The sequence below is a fragment of the Methylobacterium sp. WL119 genome (assembly GCF_008039875.1).
Classification (GTDB): Bacteria; Pseudomonadota; Alphaproteobacteria; order Rhizobiales; family Beijerinckiaceae; genus Methylobacterium.
The window spans coordinates 1-20,883 of record NZ_VRUU01000084.1; the positions used below are offsets into that span (position 1 = coordinate 1).

The window sequence follows — 20,883 nt, forward strand, 5'->3', positions numbered from 1 at the left end:
CTGGGGTGCGGGGGAGGGGGAGGCGCGGCGGTGCTACTCCGCGGCGTTGCGGGCGCCCTGGCCGAAGCGGCGCTCGATGTAGTCGATCACCACCGTCTCGAAGTCCTTGGCCAGCGTCGCGCCGCGCAAGGTCATCGCCTTCTTGCCGTCGATGAAGACCGGCGCGGTCGGGGTCTCGCCGGTGCCGGGGAGCGAGATGCCGATGTCGGCATGCTTCGATTCGCCGGGGCCGTTGACGATGCAGCCCATCACCGCGACGTTCAGGCCTTCGACGCCCGGATAGGTCTTCTTCCACTCCGGCATCGAGGTGACGATCCAGTTCTGGATGTCGCGGGCGAGCTCCTGGAACGTGGTCGAGGTGGTGCGGCCGCAGCCGGGGCAGGCCGCCACCATCGGCACGAAGGTGCGGAAGCCCATGGTCTGCAGCAGTTCCTGGCTGGCCTTCACCTCGACGGTGCGGTCGCCGCCGGGCTCCGGCGTCAGCGAGTAGCGGATCGTGTCGCCGATGCCTTCCTGCAGCAGCACGCCGATGGCGGCCGAGGCGGCGACCAGGCCCTTCGAGCCCATGCCGGCCTCGGTCAGCCCGAGGTGGATCGCGTAGTCCGAGCGGCGCGCGACCTCTCGGTAGACCGCGATCAGGTCCTGCACCGCCGAGACCTTGGCGGAGAGGATGATGCGGTCCTTCGGCAGGCCGAGCTCCACGGCGCGCTCGGCCGAGGACAGCGCAGACTGCACCATCGCCTCGCGCATCACCGCGCGGGCGTCGATCGGCCGGGGCAGCCGGGCGTTCTCGTCCATCAGGTGGGTGAGCAGCGCCTCGTCGAGCGAGCCCCAGTTCGCGCCGATGCGCACCGTCTTGCCGTAGCGGATCGCCTGCTCGATGATGGTCGAGAACTGGACGTCCTTCTTCTCCTTGAAGCCGACGTTGCCCGGGTTGATCCGGTACTTCGCCAGCGCCTCGGCGCAGGCAGGGTGATCGGAGAGCAGCTTGTGGCCGATGTAGTGGAAGTCGCCGACCAGCGGCACGTGGCAGCCGATGCGGTCCAGGCGCTCGCGCACCTTCGGGACGGCGGCGGCGGCCTCGTCGCGGTCGACGGTGATGCGCACCAGCTCCGAGCCGGCCCGCGCCAGCTGCGCGACCTGCGCCACCGTGGCGTCGATGTCGGCGGTGTCGGTGTTGGTCATCGACTGGACGACGACCGGTGCTCCGCCGCCGACGGTCACCGCGCCCTCGCCCTGGCCGACGCGCACCCCGACGGTGCGATGCCGCGGGGCCGGCCCGGCGATCTCCGGTCCGGTCAGGCCCGCGGCCTGCGCGGCGAGCGGGTTCTGGTCGAGGCTGGCGGCTTGCATGGCTTCCATCGTGGACCTTCGTTCAAGGCCTTGTGTTTCGCGACGTCGCGATCGGCCGGCGGCTGCGCGCAGCACGCCATCAGCTTGCACGGTCGATCGTTTAGCTGCGATTGACGCGGGACCGCGTCAATCCTGCGGCGATGCATGTCTGCACCGCGCGTGTCATGTCGCATCCGCCCCGCGATGTCGAGTTCGCGCAGGCCACGGCCCGGCGCGATCGTGCCGACCCCGCCTCGGATAAGCGTTGTCCGCCAACGGGATCGTGCTCGCCCGCCCCGGACCTCGCGCGCGCTCCGGTCGCGTCGCGCTTGCCGGGCCGCCGCCGTCCACCGCGCCGATTCGCGGAACCGCGACGCACCGGGCGCGCTTGCGCCGCCGCCGCGTCCGTAGAAAAATGCTGCGATGCGGCCTTTGATACCGCAGTGCAACAATCCATGTTGAGGCGATGATGACGCCGACTTCGCAGCCCTGCACCGATCGTCCCGAGCCCGGCAACCCGGTCACCGCCGTGCCCGGGCCGGTCTCCGACGGCATCGCCGACCGTCCCTCCGCCCACCCCTCGCATCACGTGCTCGCGGGGCCGCGGGCGGAGAAGAACGTCGCCCTGGCGCTGCAGGGCGGCGGCGCGCACGGCGCCTTCACCTGGGGCGTCCTCGACGCGCTGATCGAGGACGGGCGCCTCGGCTTCGAGGCGGTCACCGGGGCGAGCGCCGGCGCGATGAACGCCGTGGTGATGATCGACGGCTGGCTGAAGGACGGCCCCGAGGGCGCCCGCGCCGGGCTCGAGCGGTTCTGGCGCGAGGTCAGCCTCGACGGCGACTTCTCGCCGGGCCAGCGCAGCCTGTTCCACGGGATGTTCGGCGCGCTGAAGGGCAACCCGGTGATCGAGTTCTGGTCGAAGGTGCTGACGCCGAGCCCCTACGTCTCGAACCCGCTCAACATCAACCCGCTGCGCAAGGCGCTCGCCGCCCAGGTCGATTTCGAGCGCCTGCGCGAGGCGAGCACGGCCGGCGTCTTCGTCTCGGCCACCAACGTCTGGACCGGCAAGCTCGCGGTGTTCGAGCGCGAGCGCCTCACCGTCGACCACCTGATGGCCTCGGCCTGCCTGCCGACCGTGTTCCAGGCCGTCGAGATCGACGGCGTGCCCTACTGGGACGGCGGCTACCTCGGCAACCCGCCGCTCTATCCCCTGCATCGCGGCGCCGTGACCCGCGACATCCTCCTGGTGCAGATCAACCCGGTCGAGCGCCGCGAGACCCCGCGGACCGAGCGGGAGATCCAGGACCGGCTGAACGAGATCACCTTCAACGCCAACCTGATGCGCGAGCTGCGCGCGATCGACTTCGTCGACGGGCTGATCGAGGAGGGCGTGCTCGGCCAGGGCCAGTACCAGCGGGTGCTGGTCCACCGCATCGACGGCACCGACGCGCTCGACGCCTACAATGCCGGCTCCAAGCTCGACGCGCGCTGGCGCGTGTTCCAGCGCCTGCGCGACAAGGGCCGCCACGCGGCGCAGGCCTGGCTCGCCGAGAACTACGAGAAGATCGGCCGCGACTGCTCGCTCGACCTGCAGCAGGCGTACCAGTAAGCCGAGCGCGGCGGGCCGCGTGCGCCGGCGCACCCGACCCTTCGGGCACGCCGGCGCGCGGACGGATTAAATCCGCGCGCCGCTCCGTTAGCGTTCCATGATCGCCGACAAGACCAAGCGCCCCGACATCGTCGACCTCCTGGTGCCGTTGCGGCGCTATGCGCGCTCGCTCACCCGCGACACCCTGCGGGCGGACGACCTCGTGCACGACACGCTCGTGCGGGCGCTGGAGGCGGAAGGCAGCCTCCGGCCGAACACCAACCTGCGCACCTGGATGATGACGGTGCTGCACAACGTCTTCATCGACGACCAGCGCCGCAAGCGCGTCGAGACGCGCCACGCCGACGTGCTGGTGCAGATGCACGAGGAGGTGGCGCTGCCGGCCCAGGAGGGGCAGGTGCGCCTCGCCCAGATCCGGCGCGCCTTCCTGACGCTCCCCGAGGAGCAGCGCGCCGCCCTCCATCTCGTCACCCTCGAAGGCATGGCCTACGCCGACGCCGCGGCGGTGCTCGGCATCCCGATCGGCACGCTGATGTCGCGCCTCGGCCGCGGCCGGGCGGCGTTGCGCGCTTTCGAGGAGGGCGAGGGCGCCGCGCGGGAGAACGCCGCGCGGAAGGGCGCCGACGAGCCTCGACCGCGCGCGCCCGAGCGGCCGGGCCTGCGCCTCGTGACCCGGGACGGCCGCACCGAGGGGCCGGGCGATGCGCCCTTTGCCCGCCGCGCCGTCGGCGATTTCTGACGGCGCGGAGCGAGACGACGGCGAACGAGACGACAGGACGAACCCGCGATGACCGACCCGATTGCAGACACCGACCTCATCGCCTTCGTCGACGGGCAGCTCGACGTGATGCGCCGCCTCGACGTGGAGGCGTACCTGGCGGGCAACCCCGACGTGGCGGCCCGCGTGATGGCCGAGATGCACGACCGCGACGCTCTGCGCGAATCCTTCGCGCCGTCGCCCGGCCCCGGGCCGGACCGCCTGCGCATCGCCGCCCGCCGCCTCGACCGGTCGCTGCGCTGGAACCGCGTCGCGTCGCGCTTCAAGCGGGCGGCGGCGATCGCCGTGCTCGTCGGCGCGGGCTGGCTCGCGCACAGCGAGGTCGGCCAGTTCGGGGTGCCCGACACCTTCGCCTCGCCGGTCGACCCGGCGCTCGTCGCCGACGCGCAACAGGCCCGACAGGTGGCGCAGCTCCGCGTCCGCATCGGCGCGCAGGGCGTGCCGGCCTACGACCGGGCGCGGCTCTCGGCGGCGACCGGCATCGCGCTGCCCGCGGTCCCCAAGGGCTGGACGGTGCGCGACGTGCAGGTGTTTCCCGCCCGCAGCGGCACCGGGATCGAGGTGGCGTTCGCGGCCGGCGAGCTCGGCGAGGTTTCCCTGTTCGCAACCCGGCGCCGCGCGACCGGGCTCGTGCACGCGGCCGGGCTCGCCACCGAGGTGGCCGATGCCGGCGACGGCGCGACGCTGGCCTGGACCACCGGCGACTCGGCCTACGCCGTCAGCGGCGGCCACGACGCGAAGGACCTGCGCCACGCCGCGCTCGCGCTCGCTTCGGCGCCCTGACGCCGTTCAGTCCAGCATCGACGGCGTCCGGTCGGCGGCGAGCATCGCCCGCGCCTCGGCCGAATCGACGTCCATGCGGGCGATCAGCGCCTCGGCGCTCGAGAACCGCTCCTCGCCGCGGATGAAGCCGACGAGCTCGACCGCGATCTCCTGCCCGTAGAGGTCGCCCGCGAACCCGAACAGGTTGACCTCGAGCAGCGGCGCGCCCTCGTCGAAGGTCGGGCGGCGGCCGTAGCTCGCCACCCCGTCCCGCATCGTGCCGTCGGGCAGGCGCACGCGCACCGCGTAGATGCCGTGGGCGAGGGCGCAGTCCGAGAGCGCGAGGTTGGCGGTCGGGTAGCCCAGCGTGCGCCCGCGCTTGTCGCCGTGCCGCACGGCGGCGATCACGAACCAGCGGTAGCCGAGCAGCGCGTTGGCGCGGGCCACCTCGCCCTCGGCGAGCGCCCGCCGGATCGCGCTCGACGAGACCGGGTCGGCCTCGGTGCCGAGCGCCACCGGCGCGACGATGCGGCACGACAGGCCGACCTCGGCGCACAGGGCCGCCAGCATCGCCGGCGTGCCCTCGCGCCCGCGCCCGAAATGGAAGTCGTGCCCGACGACGACGCCCGACAGGCCGAGGTCGTCGCGCAGCAGCCGATCGACGAAGTCGCGCGCGCCGGTGCCGGCGAGGCCCGAGTCGAACCGGCGCACGATCACCCCGTCGAGCCCGAGCCGCCGGAAGACGATCTCGCGGGCGGCGACGCCGGTGAGGCGGAACATCGGCTTGTCGGGGGCGAAGTAGGCCCGCGGATGCGGCTCGAAGGTGAGGATCGCCGCCGGGACCCCGGTCTCGTCGGCGGCGGCGCGCACTGCCGCGACCAGCGCGCGATGCCCGCGATGGACCCCGTCGAAATTGCCGATCCCGGCGACGGCGCCGCGAAGCGCTGCCGGCACCGGCTCGTCCTCGCGGCAGATCGTGAAGGGCCCGGGAGCCGCCTCGGGAGCCGTCTCGTCGCCTGACGCCATCGGGAGCTTTTGCGGATCGTCCAGTGCGGCGGCCCTCGCTGGAACCGCGGATTGCAGCGCCGCGGACCCTGTCGAAAACCGCCGGGGCGGTCAAGCGAGGGGGGGCCTCCGCAGGACCGTCGAGCCCGCCCGACCCGACATCCGCTCAGCCCGCTTGGTCGCCCGGCCGGAACATGCGACCACCGGCAGCATCCGAGGCGGTGGCGCCTTGCCGATGAAGGGGCCGAGACGCCCGGTGCGCGAGATCCGCTTCGACCCAGGTTTCGACCGAGCCCGGCGATGGCGCGGCCGGTGATGCCGCGCTCGCTGCGGGCGCGGCTGCTCGCGCTCTGGCTGCTGCTGCTCGCCTCCGCCGCGGCCACCGGCTACCTGCTGTTCGCGTTCTACAGCCAGTCGGCCGACGTGCAGGTCGGCCAGGCCGAGGTCGCGGTCGCCCGCGCCTGCCGCGAGATCGTCGACCGCACCGCCTTCGTCGCCGGCGCGATGCCGTCCACGCGCGCGGTCGACGCCGCCCTGCGCGCCGACCTCGCCGATGCGGTGAGCGTGGCGCTCGCCCGCTCGCCCGGCGTCGAGGGCGGGATCTGGACCGCGTCCGAAGGCTCGGTCGCCTACGCCTTCCCGACCTACGAGGGCACCGGGCCGAAGACCGACCTGCCGGCGGCCGAGCGCGACAGCATCGCGCAGATCAATGCCGACGCGCTGCGCACCGAGCGGCCCGTGGCGCTCCGCCGCCCGAGCCGGACGCAGGCCCTGCTGCTCCAGGCCTGCCCCCTGCGCGGCCCGATCGTCGGCGCGACCGCCTGGACCATGGCGCGGATCCAGACCGATCACGGCCCGGCCTACCGCCAGCTGCTTGCCGGCTTCGCCTTCCTCGCGGCGACCGTGCTCGGCTCGGCGCTGTTCCTCGGGCGCTTCCTCTACGGCTTCTCCGGCCACATCGCCCGGCTCAAGGCGCAGCTCGCCGCGCCGCGCTCCGAGCGCGGCGACCTGCCCGACCTCGCGCCGACCGGCGAGCCGGAGCTCGACCGCCTCGTCGACGCGCTGAACGCGGCGAGCGCGCGCCTGCGCGAGGCGCAGGGACGGGCGGTGGCGGCCGAGAAGCTCGCCGCGGTCGGGCGGCTCTCGGCGAGCGTCGCCCACGAGATCCGCAACCCGCTCTCGGCGATGCGCCTCAAGGCCGAGAACGCCCTGGCGAGCGGCGATCCGGCCCGCGCCCGCGGCGCGATCGAGACCGTGCTGGAGCAGGTCGCCCGCATCGACGGGCTGCTCTCGGACCTCCTCGGCCTGACGCAGGCGCGGCCGCCCGTGCGTGCGGCCGCCGACGTCGCCGCCCTGCTCGAGGCCAGCGCCCGCCTGCACGAGGATCTGGCCCGCGAGCAGAGCGTGCGGCTCGCGGTCGAGACCGACGGGCTGCCGGCCGGCGCCCGGGTCTCGATCGATGCCGGCCAGATCGCCCGGGCGCTGGACAACCTCGTGCTCAATGCGCTCCAGCACGTGCCCGAGGGCGGCCTCGTCCGGCTCGCCGCCGCGCGCATCGGCGACGCTCGCGGCGCGCGCCTGCTCCTCACCGTCTCCGATACCGGGCCGGGCGTCCCCGGCGCGATCCGGGCCGAGCCGTTCGAGCCCTTCGCCACCGGACGTCCCGACGGCACCGGCCTCGGCCTCGCGATCGTGCGCGAGATCGCCCGCGCGCATGACGGCGAGGTGCGGCTCGTCGAATCGACCGTGGGCGCCACCTTCGAGATCGACCTGCCCTGGCTCTGATGGCGATATGGCTCTGATCCTCATCGTCGACGACGACGCGGCCCTGGCCGAGAGCCTCGCCGAGACCATCGCCGATCTCGGCCACCGGCCCGTGGTGGCGGCCTCGGGCCGCGAGGCCCTGTCGCGGCTGGCGGCCGAGCCGGGGGTCGCCGCGATCCTGCTCGACCTGCGCATGCCGGGCGACCTCGACGGCATGGCGGTGCTCGCCCGCATCCGCGCGCAGGACAGCCCGCCGCCGGTGACCGTGCTGACGGCCTACGCCAATGCCGGCAACACCATCGAGGCGATGCGGCTGGGCGCGCACGACCACCTGACGAAGCCCGTCGGCCGCGCCGACCTCGCGGCGGTGCTGTCCGCGATGCTCGACCGGCCGGCGATCCCCTCGGCCGCGGCCGGCGAGCCGGGCGCCGGCGACGGCCTCGTCGGGTCGAGCGCCGGGATGCGGCGGGTGCAGAAGACCATCGGGCTCGCCGCCGACAGCGATGCGACGATCCTGATCCAGGGCGAGACCGGCACCGGCAAGGAGCTGGTGGCGCGCGCGCTCCACACCTACGCGAAGCGCCGCTCCGGCGCCTTCGTCCCGGTCAACTGCGCCGCGATCCCCCGCGACCTCCTCGAGAGCGAGCTGTTCGGCTATGTCCGCGGGGCGTTCAGCGGCGCGGTGACGGACCGAACCGGTGCGTTCCGCGAGGCGAACGGGGGAACCCTGTTCCTCGACGAGATCGGCGACATGCCGCCCGAGATGCAGGCCAAGATCCTGCGGGTGATCCAGGACAAGGTCGTGGCGCCGGTCGGCGGGCGCCCGGTCGCCGTCGCGGTGCGGGTGGTCGCCGCGACGCACCGCGACCTGCCGGGGATGGTCGCCGCCGGCACGTTCCGCGAGGATCTGTACTACCGCCTCAACGTCGTCCCGATCGCGCTGCCGCCCCTGCGCGAGCGCCTCGCCGACATCCTGCCGCTCGCCGAGCATTTCCTGGCCGGCGCCGGGCTCGGGGGTAAGCGGCTGACGGCGGCGGCCGCCGCGCGGCTGCTCGGGCATGCCTGGCCGGGCAACGTCCGCGAGCTGCGCAACGTGATCGAGCGCGCCGGCGTGCTGGTGCGGGGCGACGCGATCGACGCGCCCGACCTCGACCTGCCCGCCGCCGCCCGCAAGGCCGAGCCGGTCGACTGGCTCGCCGGCGACCTGCCCGGCGCCGTGGCGCGGCTCGAGGCGGCGATGATCGCGGCGGCCCTGGAGGCGTCCGGCGGCAACCGCACCGCGGCCGCCCGGCGCCTCGGCATCCAGCGCCAGCTGCTCTACGCCAAGATCGAGCGCTACGGCCTCGGCGCGCCGGCCGACGGCGCGCGCCTGTCCGATCTCACGACGGTCGCTGTCGCGAATCCGGACGATCAAGCTTGACCGTTGCCGAGGCAACCATCTGATCCGTAAGCGTTTTGTCGATGGCACGGACGGTGCCATGGCCTTCCCGTGATCCGATCGGGACAGGGAGGCGTCGTGCGGCATCGGAAGACGGCTCTCCTCCCGGCCATCGCGGCGCTCGCCCTCTCGGCAGCGAGCGCCGCGGCGCAGACGGCGTTCGATCCCGCCGGCCTGCCCGAGACACGCGGAACGGTGCGGCAGTACACGCTGACGCCACGCGGCGACATCGACGGCCTGATCCTCACCGACGGCACCGAGGTGAAGGCGCCGCCCCATCTCAGCGTGCAGCTGGCCTTCGCGGTGCGCCCCGGGGATGCCGTCACCATCCACGGACTGAAGGCCCGCGCGCTGCCGCTGGTCGACGGCACGATGATCCGCAACGATGCGACCGGGGCGACGGTGATCGACCTCGGGCCGCCCGGGCGCGACCGCAGCGAGACGACGGTGACCGGGCGCGTGGCCATGCCGCTGCACGGCAAGCGCGGCGAGATCAACGGGGTGCTGCTCGCGGACGGCACGCAGGTGCGGATGCCGCCGCGCGAGGCCGAACGCTGGAACGCCGAGCTCCGGGCCGGGCGCGCGCTGACCGTCCGCGGGGTTCTCGCCCGCAGCGCGCTGGGCACCGTGATCGAGGCGCACGCCATCGCCGCCGCCACCGGCGCGATGACCGAGATCGATCCGGGGCGGCCCCCGCCGCCGGACGCCCCTCCGCCGCCACCGGACGCCGCGCCGCCGCGCTGACCGACCCACCACCCCTCAGAGAGACGATCATGACGACGACGAACGCCACCGGAACCGTCTGGGCCATCTTCGGGCACCGCTTCGCCATCGAAGGCGCCGACGGGCGACACCTCGCCGACCTCGGGCCGAAGGGGGCCGAGGGCATCGCGCTCCGCGTCGGCGATGCCGTGACGGTGGAGGGCGAGCGCAAGCCGTCGGAGATCAAGGTCGCGCGCCTCACCGCCGCCGACGGCACGGTGCACGCGGTGACGTGGCCGGCGAAGGCTGCGGGTTCGGATGCGGATCCGGCCGCGGCGATCGCCGCCGCGGAGGCCGCCGGCTACCGCGTGACCGGCGAGCCGGAGCGGCGGCCGAAGCACTTCGACGTGCCGGCCGAGAAGGACGGGCAGGCCGTCCGGCTGCACGTCGACCACGACGGCACCGTCCGCAAGCCGAAGCCGGCGGCGGCCGAGGCGGCCTGATCGCAGCCGGGCGGCGGAACACAGGCGCGATCAACGACTTGAGCACCCGGCCGAGCGGAGGCGATCCGCCCGGCCACCCGACCAGCGAGGGCGACGACGTGAGCACGACACAGGCGGGGGCGAGGGACGGCACGGCCGGTTCGATGCCGTCGGCGAAGACCCTGCGCGGGCTCGACGCCCTCAACTTCTTCCTCGCCGACGTGCGCGACGGCCTCGGGCCCTATCTCGCGATCTACCTGATCGCCGTGCGCGGGCCCGACCAGGGCTGGAACGAGGCGACGACGGGCCTGATCATGACGATCGCGGGCATCGCCGGGCTGATCGCGCAGACGCCGGCCGGGATGCTGATCGACGGCACCAACGCCAAGCGCGCCGTGGTGATCGCCGCCGCCCTGGCGGTGACGGCGAGCTGCCTCGCCCTGCCGTTCATCGGCAACTTCTACCTCGTCGCCGCGACGCAGTCGGTCGCCGGCGTCGCCGGGGCGATCTTCCCGCCGGCGCTCGCCGCCATCACCCTCGGGATCGTCGGCCCCAAGATGTTCTCGCGGCGGATCGGCCGCAACGAGGGCTTCAACCACGCCGGCAACGCCGTCTCCGCCGCGCTCGCCGGCGGGCTCGCCTACTTCTTCGGGCCCGTCGTGGTGTTCTGGCTGATGGGGGCGCTCGCCGTCTGCTCCATCGGCGCGATGCTTTTGGTGCCGGCGCGAGCCATCGACGACGACCTCGCGCGCGGCATGACCAAGGAACAGGACGTCGCCGAGGAGGACGCGCCGTCGGGCTTCGCCACCCTGCTGAAGAACAAGCCGCTGGTGCTGTTCGCCGGCCTGTGCGCCCTGTTCCACCTCTCGAACGCGGCGATGCTGACTTCGGTCGGGCAGCTGCTGACGCACCTGTCGGGCAAGGACCACGCGACCTCGCTGATCGCGGTCTGCATCGTCGCCGCGCAATGCGTGATGGTGCCGGTGGCGATGTTCGTCGGCGCCAAGGCCGACGCGATCGGGCGCAAGCCGATCTTCCTCGCGGCCTTCGGCGTTCTGGCCCTGCGCGGCGTGCTCTACACGCTGTCGGACAACCCGTTCTGGCTCGTCGGCGTCCAGCTGCTCGACGGCGTCGGTGCCGGCGTCTACGGCGCGCTGTTCCCGGTGGTGGTGGCCGACCTCACCCGCGGCGGCGGCCGCTTCAACGCCGCGCAGGGGGCGGTGGCGACGGCGCAGGGGCTCGGTGCCGCGTTCAGCGCCACCTTCGCCGGGTTGATCATCGTCTCGGCGGGCTACTCGGCCGCGTTCCTGGCGCTCGCGGCGACCGCCGGGCTCGGCTTCGTCCTCTACCTCGCGCTGATGCCCGAGACTCGCGACGCGACCGCGATCGGAGGCCGCCCGGACGGCGGCCTGCCGGCCGCGATGCCCGCGACCGCTTGATCGGACGGACCCACCCGCAATGTCCGACGCCTCCATGCCGACCGCCGCCGAGCGCGGGACGCCGACCGCCGAACCGCTGGTGTTCCTGCACGTCGGCGACCTGCACCTGACGAAGCCCGACGCGCGCAACGCCGCCGACTTCCGCGCGATCCTCGACCAGATCGCAATCATCGCGCCGCAGCACCTGCTCGACTTCGTCTACCTGCCCGGCGACCTCGCCGAGAACGGCTGGGCCTGCGAGTACGCGATCCTCGCCGACGCCCTCGCCCGGCATCCGCACCTGCCGGTGCGCCTGATTCCCGGCGACCACGACCGGCAGCAGGGGGCGATGGCCGACTTCCAGGCGTTCCACGCCGGCCTGGTCGCGTCGCGGGGCCTGCCGGCGCCGACGGTGTGGACGCTGGACCAGCCGCCCGTTGGGTCGCCCGAGGAGACCTGGCCGCCGGCCGAGATCCCGCATTTCTGCGCGTGCGAGGATTTTCAGGGCGTCCGCTGCCTGTTCGTCGACATCGTCAGCCCGGGCTACGGCCGGAAGGGCATCGGCCTCGATTTCCGCCTGGGTCCCGACCAGACGCAGTGGCTGAGCGCGGCGCTGACCAAGGCGGCCGAGGACGGCGTTCCTGTCGCGGTGTTCATGCACGCCTACCCCGACGACCTGCGCGAGCCCGACGACCGCCTCGACGTCGCCGGCCTGTTCCGGGCCACGGGCGTGCGCCTCGTGGAGATGGGCCACACCCACTACAACGAGCTCGCCCATGACGGGCGAACCCTCTACGCCGCGGCGCGCTCGGTCGGGCAGAACGAGGACGGCTCGGTCGGCTACGCGGTCGCGGCGATCGACGGCCCGGTCACGAGCTGGCGCTTCAAGGCGCTCGACCGCCCGTGGCCGTTCGTGCTGATCACCAGCCCGGCCGACCGGCGCGTCGCCGCGCGGCCGGCGACGCCCGAGACCTCCGGCATGGTCGCCGACGCGCGCGGGCGGATCGCGGTCCGCGCCGTGGTGCTCTCCGACGCGCCGCCGCGCTACGTGCATGCCCGCGTCGGGACAGGGCCATGGGTCCGCATGGCGCACGCGGGCGGGCGCACCTACGCGGCGTGGCTGGCCTGGCCGCGGGACGCGCGCAGCATCCAGGTCGAGGCGGTGCACGAGGACTGGTCCGGCCACGGGCCCGACTTCGTCGACACCGACGTGATCGAGCCGGTCGTCGCCTTCGACGAGCCCGGCTTCGTGCCCGCGATCCCGGGCAAGCCCGGCAGCGACGTGCCGAATGTCGGCCGCTGGCTCCAGAAGGGCGTGCGCGGCGACCAGCTCGGGCCCAACCGGGCCGGGCGCAAGTGGTGAGCGCCTGACCCAGGATTTCAGGACGACACGCGCCCCGCGGGGCGCCGGGGGATGCAAGACGTGATCGCTGGACTGGCCATGACACCCAACCTCGCGACCTGGGGGATCGCGGGCGCCGCGACGCTCGGCGTGATCCTGCGGCCGTTCGGATGGCCGGAGGCGATCTGGGCGACGCTCGGGGCCGTCCTCCTCGTCGTCCTCGGGCTGCTGCCGTGGCACGACGCGCTCGACGGCGTCGCCAAGGGGACCGACGTCTACCTGTTCCTGATCGGCATGATGCTGCTCGCCGAGATCGCGCGGAAGGAGGGCCTGTTCGACTGGCTCGCGACGATCGCGGTGCGGATGGCCAAGGGCTCGGCCACGCGGCTGTTCCTGCTGGTCTACGTCGTCGGCACGGTGGTGACGGTGTTCCTCTCGAACGACGCCTGCGCCGTGGTGCTGACGCCGGCCGTCTACGCCGCGACCAAGGCGGCGAAGGTCGAGAACCCGCTGCCCTACCTGTTCATCTGCGCCTTCATCGCCAACGCGGCGAGCTTCGTGCTGCCGATCTCGAACCCGGCCAACCTCGTCGTGTTCGCCGACCACATGCCGCCGCTGGGGGAATGGCTCGCGACCTTCGGCCTGCCCTCGGTGCTGGCCATCGTCGCCACCTACCTCGTCCTTCGCGTCACGCAGAACGGCACGCTGAAGCGCCAGGCGATCGCGACCGACGTCGAGGCCGCGTCGCTCGGGCTCGGCGGCAAGGTCGCGGGCGCCGGCATCGTCGCCACCGCGGCTGCGCTGATCGGGTCGTCGGCGGCCGGGATCGAGCTCGGCCTGCCGACCTTCATCGCGGGGCTGGCCACCACCCTCGTCGTCCTCGCGATCAAGCGCAGCGGCCTCGTCGCGGTGGTGAAGGACGTGTCATGGAGCGTGCTGCCGCTGGTCGCCGGCCTGTTCGTCCTGGTCGAGGCGCTGGAGAAGTCCGGCGTGCTCAAGATGATCGCCGACCAGCTCAAGGCCTACGCCCAGGCCGACCCGGCCGGCACCGCCTGGGGCTCGGGCGTCGTCGTCGCCGTCGGCTCCAACCTCGTCAACAACCTGCCGGCGGGCCTCCTCGCCGGCGCCGCGGTCCATGCCGCGGCCGTCTCCAAGACCATCGCCGCCGCGATCCTGATCGGCGTCGACCTCGGGCCGAACCTCTCGGTCACCGGCTCGCTCGCCACGATCCTCTGGCTCACCGCGATCCGGCGCGAGGGCGAGGATGTCGGCTTCTGGCGCTTCCTCAAGCTCGGCCTGCTGGTGATGCCGCCGGCGCTGGCGCTGGCGCTCGCCGGCCTGCTCCTCGCCTGACGCCTCGGCCAAGCCCTCAGCCCTTCGGATCGGAGATCCCCCCGTGAACGCCGCCCTGCTCTATCCCTTCATCCTCGTCGCCGGCGCCCTGCAGGCGCTCGGCAACTCCATGAACGCCCAGCTGCGGGGGCGGCTGGTGAACCCGTGGCTGGCGGCGACGGTGTCGTTCGCCCCGATCGTGTTCGTGTTCGCGACGTTGTTCTTCATCATGCCGGTGCCGCTCCCGACCCTGGAGACGCTGGGCAAGATGCCCTGGTACGCCCCGCTCGGCGGCGTCGCGGGCGCGGTCGCGGTGTTCGGCGGCCTCGCCTTCATCGACAAGGTCGGCGCCGGGCCGTTCAACGGCCTGACGCTGACGGCCAACATCCTGGCCTCGCTGGCGATGGATGCGTTCGGCCTGTTCGGGCTGCAGGGCGGCGGCTTCAAGCCGATGCCGTGGCTCGGCGGCCTGCTGATGGCCGTCGGCGTCTTCTTTATCGCCCGCACCACCGCCGACACGGGCGGGGAGAAGGACGAGGGCCACGGCCTCAACCCGAAGCTGCTCTACCCGTTCATCGTCGTCGCGGGCATCCTGCAGGCGGTGGGCGTGGTGTGGAACTCCCAGCTGCGCGGCGCCCTGGTGAACCCCTGGCTCGCGGCGACCGTCTCGTTCCTGCCCGTCGTCTTCGTGTTCGCGCTGGTGTTCCTCGTGCGGCCGACGCCGCTCCCGACCCGCGAGGACGTGAAGGGCGTGCGCTGGTGGATGCCGCTCGCCGGCATCACCGGCGCGGTGGCGGTGTTCGGCGGCCTGCTGTTCGTCGACACGGTCGGCGCCGGCGCCTTCAACGGCCTCTTGATCACCGCCAACCTGCTGACCTCGGTGGCGCTCGACCATTTCGGCTGGGTCGGCATGAAGCAGGTCAAGGCCGGCCCGGCGCGGCTCGGCGGCGCCGCGCTGATGGTGGCCGGCATCCTGCTGATCTCGATCTTCTGACGATGCGGCCCCCGGCGGACGGCGCGTCAAACGTCGTCCGGGCCCTCGCTGCCCGTGTCGGGACCCGTGCCTTTGCGCTTGCCTTGCGCGACCGCGCCGGCGCGGATCGCGTCGAGGGTCTGGGTCGGCGTCAGCGCCTGCGGGGCGACGAGGCAGTGCAGCATCGCCGGCAGCCCGGAGGCGAGCGCCCGCTCGAAGGCCGGCGCGAAGTCCTCCGTCCGCTCCACGCGCTCGCCGTGGCCGCCATAGGCGCGGGCCAGCGCCGCGAAATCCGGGTTGCGCAGCCGCGTGCCGGAGACGCGGCCGGGATATTCGCGCTCCTGATGCATGCGGATGGTGCCGTACATGCCGTTGTCGAGCACCACGACGACGACCGGGATCGCGTATTGCACGGCGGTCGCGAATTCCTGGCCGGTCATCAGCAGGTCGCCGTCGCCCGCGAGCGCGACCACGATGCGCTCGGGGTGCGTGCGCTTGGCCATGATCGCGGCGGGCACGCCGTAGCCCATCGAGCCCGAGGTCGGCGCGAGCTGGGTGCGGAAATCCCGGAACCGGTAGTAGCGGTGGATCCAGGTGGCGAAGTTGCCCGCCCCGTTGCAGAGGATCGCGTCGGCCGGCAGCCGCCCGCGCAGGAAGGTCACCGCCTCGCCGTACTGGAAGGCGCCGGGCGTCGCCGCCGGTCGCTCCGACCAGTCGCGGTAGCTCGCATGCGCCGCGACCGCGCGTCCACGCCGCGCCGCGACGGCCGGCGGCGATGCCCGGAGCGCCGCGAGCAGCGGGCCGGGCGCGGCCTGGATCGCCAGGGCCGGCTGGTAGACCCGGCCGAGCTCGTTCGCGTCCGGGTGGGCGTGGACCAGCGGCAGGCCGGGATCGGGGATGCCGAGCAGGCGATAGGACTGCGCCGGCATCTCCGAGAGCCGGCCGCCGATCATCACCAGCAGGTCGGCCGCGCGGATGCGGGCGACGAGGGCCGGATTCGGGCCGATGCCGAGCTCGCCGGCGTAGTGCGGATGGTCGGCCGGGAAGAGGTGGGCGCGCCGGAACGAGGTCGCCACCGGCAGGTCCTCGGCCTCGGCGACGGCGACGAGGTCGTCGCGCGCGGCCTCGTTCCAGCGCGATCCGCCGACGAGGACGATCGGGCTTTGCGCGCCGTCGAGCCTCCGGCGCAGGTCGGACACGTCCTCCGGGCGGGGTGCGGGCTCCGCCGGCTCGACGGGCCCCGCATCGGCGACCGCGACCGCGTCGTCGAGCATGTCCTCCGGCAGCGCCACCACCACCGGGCCGGGGCGCCCCTGCATCGCCGTCCGGAAGGCGCGGGCCACGAGCTCGGGGATGCGCGCGGCGTCGTCGATCTCGACCACCCACTTGGCCACGGTGCCGAACATCGCGCGGTAGTCGATCTCCTGGAACGCGTCGCGGTCCCGCATCGCGCGGGCGACCTGGCCGACGAACAGGATCATCGGCGTCGAGTCCTGCTGCGCCACGTGCAGGCCGGACGCGGCGTTGGTGGCGCCGGGGCCGCGGGTGACGAAGCAGATGCCCGGCCGGCCGGTGAGCTTGCCCGCCGCCTCGGCCATCATCGCGGCCCCGCCCTCCTGCCGGCAGACCAGCACGTCGACGTCCGTGTCGTAGAGCGCGTCGAGCACTGCGAGGTAGCTCTCGCCGGGGACGCAGGTCAGGCGCCCGACGCCCTGCGCTAGGAGCTGGTCGACGAGCACGCGCGCGCCGGTTCGGGGTCGGGCCATCGGCGGTTTCCTCGTGCGGACCGGAGCGGTCGCCCTCGCGCGGGGAAGTCTGGTTCGCCGGGCGTCGAAGGCAAGGCCGCAGCCTGCGCGCGGCGGCGGGAGACGAGGCCGTCGCGAACATGCTCGGCCTCCGTTCGAGGCCCTGCAGCGCGGGGCTGCCCTGTCAGTCCGTCGCGTCGTCGGCGCCGGACACCGCATCGCGGAAGCGAAGCAGGCGGGCGCGGGCCGAGCGCGAATCCGCCTCGGGTGCGTCGCCGTCCGGACGAAGGGCGGCGGCCTCGTCGAGACCGGTGGCGTGCTGCGCCCGCACGAGCGGTGCGCCGATCGCGGCCATCAGGATCCGCAACCCGTCGATCCAGTCCTCGACCTCGGCCAGCGAGGCGAAGCCCTCGCGCCGATACGTCTTGTCGGGTGCGAGCGTGGCGACGGCGTCGAACAGGCCGTCGTCCCGGTCGTGAATGCGATAGGAAACCAAGCGAGGCATGACGAATAGATACCTCAACCTTCCCCGTGCGAGAAGGTTGCCCGTGAGGAAATCGGACGCGATGGTATCGGTTCCGACCTTCAGGCAGCGCATTCGGGTCGCACGGTCCCGTGATCCGCGAAGCTCAGCATCCGGGCGCGATTGCCTGAGCCCGTGATGCGCGGCACGGTGATTCCGAAGGATGGGGCGTTGCTTGCCGAGGCAACGATTTCTGAAGTCGCTCGCGTTCGCGCCCCGTTCATCACCGGCTCAGAATTTAATATGCAATTACCTTAGACTGGCTCAAAAGAGCTTGACCGTAAGAACCTTGGGACGCTCCATCGGCATGACGCACGCCATCTCCAACGGTCGGGACGAAACCTTCGAGACCGAGCTGAACGAGGTCGACGTCGCGGCCGCGGTCCGCAACCATCTCGGCGGCGAGCTGCGCGCCTACTTTGCCCTGCCGACCTGCGATGCCCTGCCGGAACCGCTCCTCGTGCTGGTGCGCCGCTTCGAGGCGCTGCTGGCGAGCCGCGGCGAGACGCCGACCACGGCGTTCCGCGACGACCTGATGGCGGTGCTTCCGGCTTTGCGCACCTTCGCGTTCTCGCTCGTCGGCGACATGAGCCGGACCGACGACCTGGTCCAGGAAACGCTGATGAAGGCGTGGATGAACCAGCACCGGTTCCAGCCGGGCTCGAACCTGGTCGCGTGGCTGTTCACGATCATGCGCAACCAGTTCTACACCGAGATCCGCAAGCGCAAGCGCGAAGTCGAGGATGCGGACGGGGTCCAGGCCGGCAAGCTCACCGCCGTGCCCGATCAGGAGGACGTCGTCACCCTGAAGCGGCTCTACGCGGTGATGGAGACGCTGCCGGCGACGCAGCGGGAGGCGCTGCTCCTCGTCGGGGCCGAGGGCCTGACCTACGAGGAGGCGGCGGTCCGGCTGCAATGCCAGGTCGGCACGGTGAAGAGCCGGGTCAGCCGGGCCCGCGGACAGCTCGCCGGCCTGCTCGGGCTCGAGCGGGAGCCGCCGCCGCGTCACGCCCCCTGACGCGCGGCGGCGCCCGGCCGCCCGGAGAGCGGTCCAATGCCGCGTCGGGTGGCGGCGGCCGCGCGGGGCGCCACTTCGGGTCTCGGCGACCGTCCAGCCGGGCTCGAGCGACCCAGGATCCATGGCGACCTACTTCACGGCCGACACGCATTTCGGCGATGCCGACCTCGTCCGGCGCCGGCGCAGCGCCTTCGGGTCGGTCGAGGACCACGACGAAGCGCTGGTCGCGCGCTGGAACGCGCGCATCGGCGCCGACGACGAGGTCTGGCACCTCGGCGACTTCGCCGCCGAGGCGAGCCGCGCGCATTGCGCCGCGATCTTCCGGCGGCTGAACGGCGTGAAGCGGCTGGTGCGCGGCAACCACGACACCAACCGCGTGCTCGACCTGCCCTGGGCCGAGCCGCCGGTCGACAGCGCCCGCATCAGCGTGATGGATGCCGCCGGCCGCCCGCAGCGCCTGTTCCTGTCGCACTACCCGCATCGCTCGTGGCCGGGCTTCTGGCGCGAGACCCGGCACCTCTACGGCCACACCCACGCCTGCCTGCCCGACACCAGCCGATCCTGCGACGTCGGCGTCGACGCGCAGGATTACCGACCGGTCGACCTCGCCGAGGTGCTCGCCCGCCAGGACGCCGCCGAACAGGCGCCCGAGGAGATGGCGATCCGCGGCCTGCGCTGAGACGCGCCTGCGCCGGCCCGCCGGCGTCAATCGGCCGGGACGAAGCGCAGCGTGCCCGCGCGCCGGGTCGGCTGGCCGGTGTCGCTGGTGTGGTTGATCCCGTCCATCACCGGAACCTCCGCGAAATCGAACGGGCTGACCCCGTCGAGGCAGGCGACGTTGACCGCGTACAGGGTCCGGTCGGACCGGCGCTGGTGATGGGTGTAGACCCCGCAGCGCGCGCAGAAGAAGTGCTGCGCCGTGCCGGTGTGGAAGCGGTAGCGCGTCAGCGCCGCCTCGCCCTCCAGGATCTCGACCCCGCCCATCGCCGCCATCGCGACGACGGCGCCGCGCATCCGGCAATAGGAGCAGGTGCAGCGGCGGATCGACCGGAAGCCGTCGCCGAGCGTCGCCGAGAACCGGACCGCGCCGCAATGGCACCGGCCCGTCAGGGTCGTCGTGTCGTTCGCCATGTCGCCTCCGTCGTCCACTTCCGATCACGCGCGCGGCCGCGCCGCGGCCTCGGTGGTCCGCCCCGGCCGGATCACCACGCCAGGCATGCCGCGCCGAGGGCGACGGCGAGGCAGGACGCGATCCGCCGCGGGCTCAGTTCCTCGCCGAGAAAGAGCCGTCCGATGAGGGCGGCGTAGACCACGCTGGTCTCGCGCAGGGCCGAGACCGCCCCCATCGCGTCGGACTGCATCGCCCAGATCACGATGCCGTAGGCGAGCAGCGAGACCAGGCCGCCGGCGAGCGCCATCGCGGTCTGCGCGCCGGTATAGGCCGGCGGCGTCCCGCGCATCGCCCAGTAGAGCGGCGGCATGGTCAGGCTCCACAGCAGGAACATGCTCGCCGCGTAGGACAGGCTGTTCCCCGACAGCCGCACCCCGATGCCGTCGACGACGGTGTAGGCCCCGATCAGCGATCCGGTGGTGAGCGCGGCCGGGACGAAATCCGCCCGCATCCGCCCCTGGAAGGCGAGGGATAGGATGCCGCCCGAGACCAGGACGATGCCGAGGACGGCGACCGCGCCGGGCGTCTCGTGCGCGAACACCGCGGCGCCGAGGGCGACGAGGACGGGCGATGAGCCGCGCGAGATCGGGTAGGTCTGCCCGAGGTCGCCCGAGCGATAGGTCCGCACCAGGGAGAGGTTATAGGCGGTGTGGATCAGCGCGGAGGCGATCACGTAGGGCCTGCTCGCCGCGTCCGGCCACGGCAGGAGCGCGACCGCGACCGCCGAGACGGCGGCGACGGCGATCATCATCAGGGTCATCGACCACAGCCGGTCGCTGCCGCCGCGCAGCACCGCGTTCCAGCCGGCATGGAGGATCGCGGCGCCGACGACGCAGGCGAGGACGAGCGGGGTCATGCGCGGTCGCCGGGCATGGGCGTCACGACCGCCGCGCCGGCGCGAGCCGGGGCGACAGCGCGAGCATCAGCGGGATCACGGCGAACGCCGTCGCCGCAGCCGCCATCGCCGCCCAGCCGGGCCCGACCGCATCGCCGAGCGGCCCGTAGAGCAGGGGCGTCGCCAGCGCGCTGCCGCCGAGGGTGCAGGTGTAGAACACGGCGAAGGCGCGCTCGACGCGCCCGCCCGGCGCGAGCTCCGGCACCGTGCCGTAGAGGACGGAGGAGGTGCCGTTCAGCAGCAGGCCGAGCAGCGGCAGCACGGCGATGGCTGGCGCGAGCGGCAGGGCGACGACGGCGAGGATCGCCGCCGCCGTCCCGGCCTCGGTGGCGATCACGCTCGGCGTCACGCCAAAGCGGGCGCCGAGACGGCCGAACGCCGCCTTGCCCAGCGCGCCGCCGACCGCGACGAGGGCGAACGCGATCCCGACGGTCGCGAGCGCCGCCCCCTTCGCCTGGAGCAGGAACGGCAGGTAGATGAGGAAGGCCGGCCGCGCCGCGTTGTCGAGCATGCCGATCGCCACCAGCAGCCCGAACCCGGCCCGGCCCTCCCAGTCTCTTATACAAATATCAGAGCCAACGAGACCGCAGCCTA

The 20,883-nt window shown here is 73.2% G+C and carries 19 protein-coding genes and 1 pseudogene; 13 read left to right on the forward strand and 7 right to left on the reverse strand.

What is annotated here, in order from left to right; all coding sequences use genetic code 11:
• Window positions 1-33 precede the first annotated feature (33 nt).
• Window positions 34-1,353: a flavodoxin-dependent (E)-4-hydroxy-3-methylbut-2-enyl-diphosphate synthase gene (gene ispG / locus FV227_RS22105; RefSeq protein WP_147729028.1), complete on the reverse strand. Its 1,320-nt coding sequence runs from the start codon at window positions 1,351-1,353 to the stop codon at window positions 34-36.
• A 445-nt stretch (window positions 1,354-1,798) separates the two neighbouring features.
• Between ispG and FV227_RS22110 the strand changes: the two genes are divergently transcribed.
• The 3 genes from FV227_RS22110 (at window position 1,799) to FV227_RS22120 (ending at window position 4,502) form a co-directional block, all read left to right on the forward strand.
• Entirely contained in the window at window positions 1,799-2,941 is a 1,143-nt protein-coding gene (locus FV227_RS22110; protein WP_147729027.1) for a patatin-like phospholipase family protein, read from the forward strand.
• A gap of 97 nt (window positions 2,942-3,038) precedes the next feature.
• The gene (locus FV227_RS22115) at window positions 3,039-3,680 is read left to right on the forward strand and encodes a sigma-70 family RNA polymerase sigma factor (protein WP_147843667.1); all 642 of its coding nucleotides are present in this window, start codon (window positions 3,039-3,041) and stop codon (window positions 3,678-3,680) included.
• 48 nt (window positions 3,681-3,728) lie between these two features.
• Window positions 3,729-4,502, forward strand: coding sequence for an anti-sigma factor (locus FV227_RS22120; RefSeq protein ID WP_147859915.1), 774 nt, complete (start codon window positions 3,729-3,731; stop codon window positions 4,500-4,502).
• A 6-nt stretch (window positions 4,503-4,508) separates the two neighbouring features.
• On the opposite strand, the gene FV227_RS22125 is transcribed toward FV227_RS22120, so the two are convergent.
• Window positions 4,509-5,507 carry a bifunctional riboflavin kinase/FAD synthetase gene (locus FV227_RS22125; RefSeq protein ID WP_147859916.1) on the reverse strand — a complete coding sequence of 333 codons (999 nt, stop codon included), beginning with the start codon at window positions 5,505-5,507 and terminating at the stop codon, window positions 4,509-4,511.
• A 279-nt stretch (window positions 5,508-5,786) separates the two neighbouring features.
• Here FV227_RS22125 and FV227_RS22130 point away from each other — a divergent pair, with 279 nt between their 5' ends.
• The 8 genes from FV227_RS22130 (at window position 5,787) to FV227_RS22165 (ending at window position 14,958) form a co-directional block, all read left to right on the forward strand.
• Window positions 5,787-7,271, forward strand: a complete 1,485-nt coding sequence (locus FV227_RS22130; protein ID WP_246686561.1) for an ATP-binding protein — start codon at window positions 5,787-5,789, stop codon at window positions 7,269-7,271.
• Window positions 7,272-7,278: 7 nt separating this feature from the next.
• The gene (locus tag FV227_RS22135; protein WP_147859917.1) at window positions 7,279-8,670 is read left to right on the forward strand and encodes a sigma-54 dependent transcriptional regulator; all 1,392 of its coding nucleotides are present in this window, start codon (window positions 7,279-7,281) and stop codon (window positions 8,668-8,670) included.
• Between the two features lie 96 nt (window positions 8,671-8,766).
• Window positions 8,767-9,432, forward strand: a complete 666-nt coding sequence (locus tag FV227_RS22140; protein ID WP_147859918.1) for a hypothetical protein — start codon at window positions 8,767-8,769, stop codon at window positions 9,430-9,432.
• A gap of 29 nt (window positions 9,433-9,461) precedes the next feature.
• Window positions 9,462-9,893, forward strand: coding sequence for a hypothetical protein (locus tag FV227_RS22145; protein WP_147859919.1), 432 nt, complete (start codon window positions 9,462-9,464; stop codon window positions 9,891-9,893).
• A gap of 143 nt (window positions 9,894-10,036) precedes the next feature.
• On the forward strand, window positions 10,037-11,311 hold the full coding sequence (locus FV227_RS22150) for an MFS transporter (RefSeq protein ID WP_147728237.1): 1,275 nt from the start codon (window positions 10,037-10,039) through the stop codon (window positions 11,309-11,311).
• Window positions 11,312-11,330: 19 nt separating this feature from the next.
• Complete coding sequence (locus FV227_RS22155) at window positions 11,331-12,653, forward strand: metallophosphoesterase (protein WP_246686562.1); 1,323 nt, start codon at window positions 11,331-11,333, stop codon at window positions 12,651-12,653.
• 78 nt (window positions 12,654-12,731) lie between these two features.
• Window positions 12,732-13,985: an arsenic transporter gene (locus FV227_RS22160; protein ID WP_246686563.1), complete on the forward strand. Its 1,254-nt coding sequence runs from the start codon at window positions 12,732-12,734 to the stop codon at window positions 13,983-13,985.
• 43 nt (window positions 13,986-14,028) lie between these two features.
• Window positions 14,029-14,958, forward strand: coding sequence for a DMT family transporter (locus FV227_RS22165; protein WP_147728234.1), 930 nt, complete (start codon window positions 14,029-14,031; stop codon window positions 14,956-14,958).
• Window positions 14,959-14,984: 26 nt separating this feature from the next.
• Here the strand turns inward: FV227_RS22165 and FV227_RS22170 are convergent, their stop codons facing one another.
• Window positions 14,985-16,703 carry a thiamine pyrophosphate-binding protein gene (locus FV227_RS22170; protein WP_147859921.1) on the reverse strand — a complete coding sequence of 573 codons (1,719 nt, stop codon included), beginning with the start codon at window positions 16,701-16,703 and terminating at the stop codon, window positions 14,985-14,987.
• Between the two features lie 163 nt (window positions 16,704-16,866).
• Window positions 16,867-17,187: a hypothetical protein gene (locus FV227_RS29195; RefSeq protein ID WP_187274904.1), complete on the reverse strand. Its 321-nt coding sequence runs from the start codon at window positions 17,185-17,187 to the stop codon at window positions 16,867-16,869.
• Window positions 17,188-17,512: 325 nt separating this feature from the next.
• Between FV227_RS29195 and FV227_RS22180 the strand changes: the two genes are divergently transcribed.
• The gene (locus tag FV227_RS22180) at window positions 17,513-18,223 is read left to right on the forward strand and encodes a sigma-70 family RNA polymerase sigma factor (RefSeq protein ID WP_147859922.1); all 711 of its coding nucleotides are present in this window, start codon (window positions 17,513-17,515) and stop codon (window positions 18,221-18,223) included.
• 121 nt (window positions 18,224-18,344) lie between these two features.
• A complete protein-coding gene (locus tag FV227_RS22185; protein WP_147729668.1) occupies window positions 18,345-18,902 on the forward strand; it encodes a metallophosphoesterase in 558 nt (185 codons plus the stop codon).
• A 26-nt stretch (window positions 18,903-18,928) separates the two neighbouring features.
• Here the strand turns inward: FV227_RS22185 and FV227_RS22190 are convergent, their stop codons facing one another.
• The 3 genes and pseudogenes from FV227_RS22190 to FV227_RS22200 form a co-directional block, all read right to left on the reverse strand.
• Window positions 18,929-19,354: a GFA family protein gene (locus FV227_RS22190; RefSeq protein ID WP_147729667.1), complete on the reverse strand. Its 426-nt coding sequence runs from the start codon at window positions 19,352-19,354 to the stop codon at window positions 18,929-18,931.
• A gap of 71 nt (window positions 19,355-19,425) precedes the next feature.
• Entirely contained in the window at window positions 19,426-20,250 is an 825-nt protein-coding gene (locus tag FV227_RS22195; RefSeq protein WP_147729666.1) for an EamA family transporter, read from the reverse strand.
• 22 nt (window positions 20,251-20,272) lie between these two features.
• A pseudogene (locus FV227_RS22200) lies at window positions 20,273-20,883 on the reverse strand (MFS transporter); the annotation flags it as partial.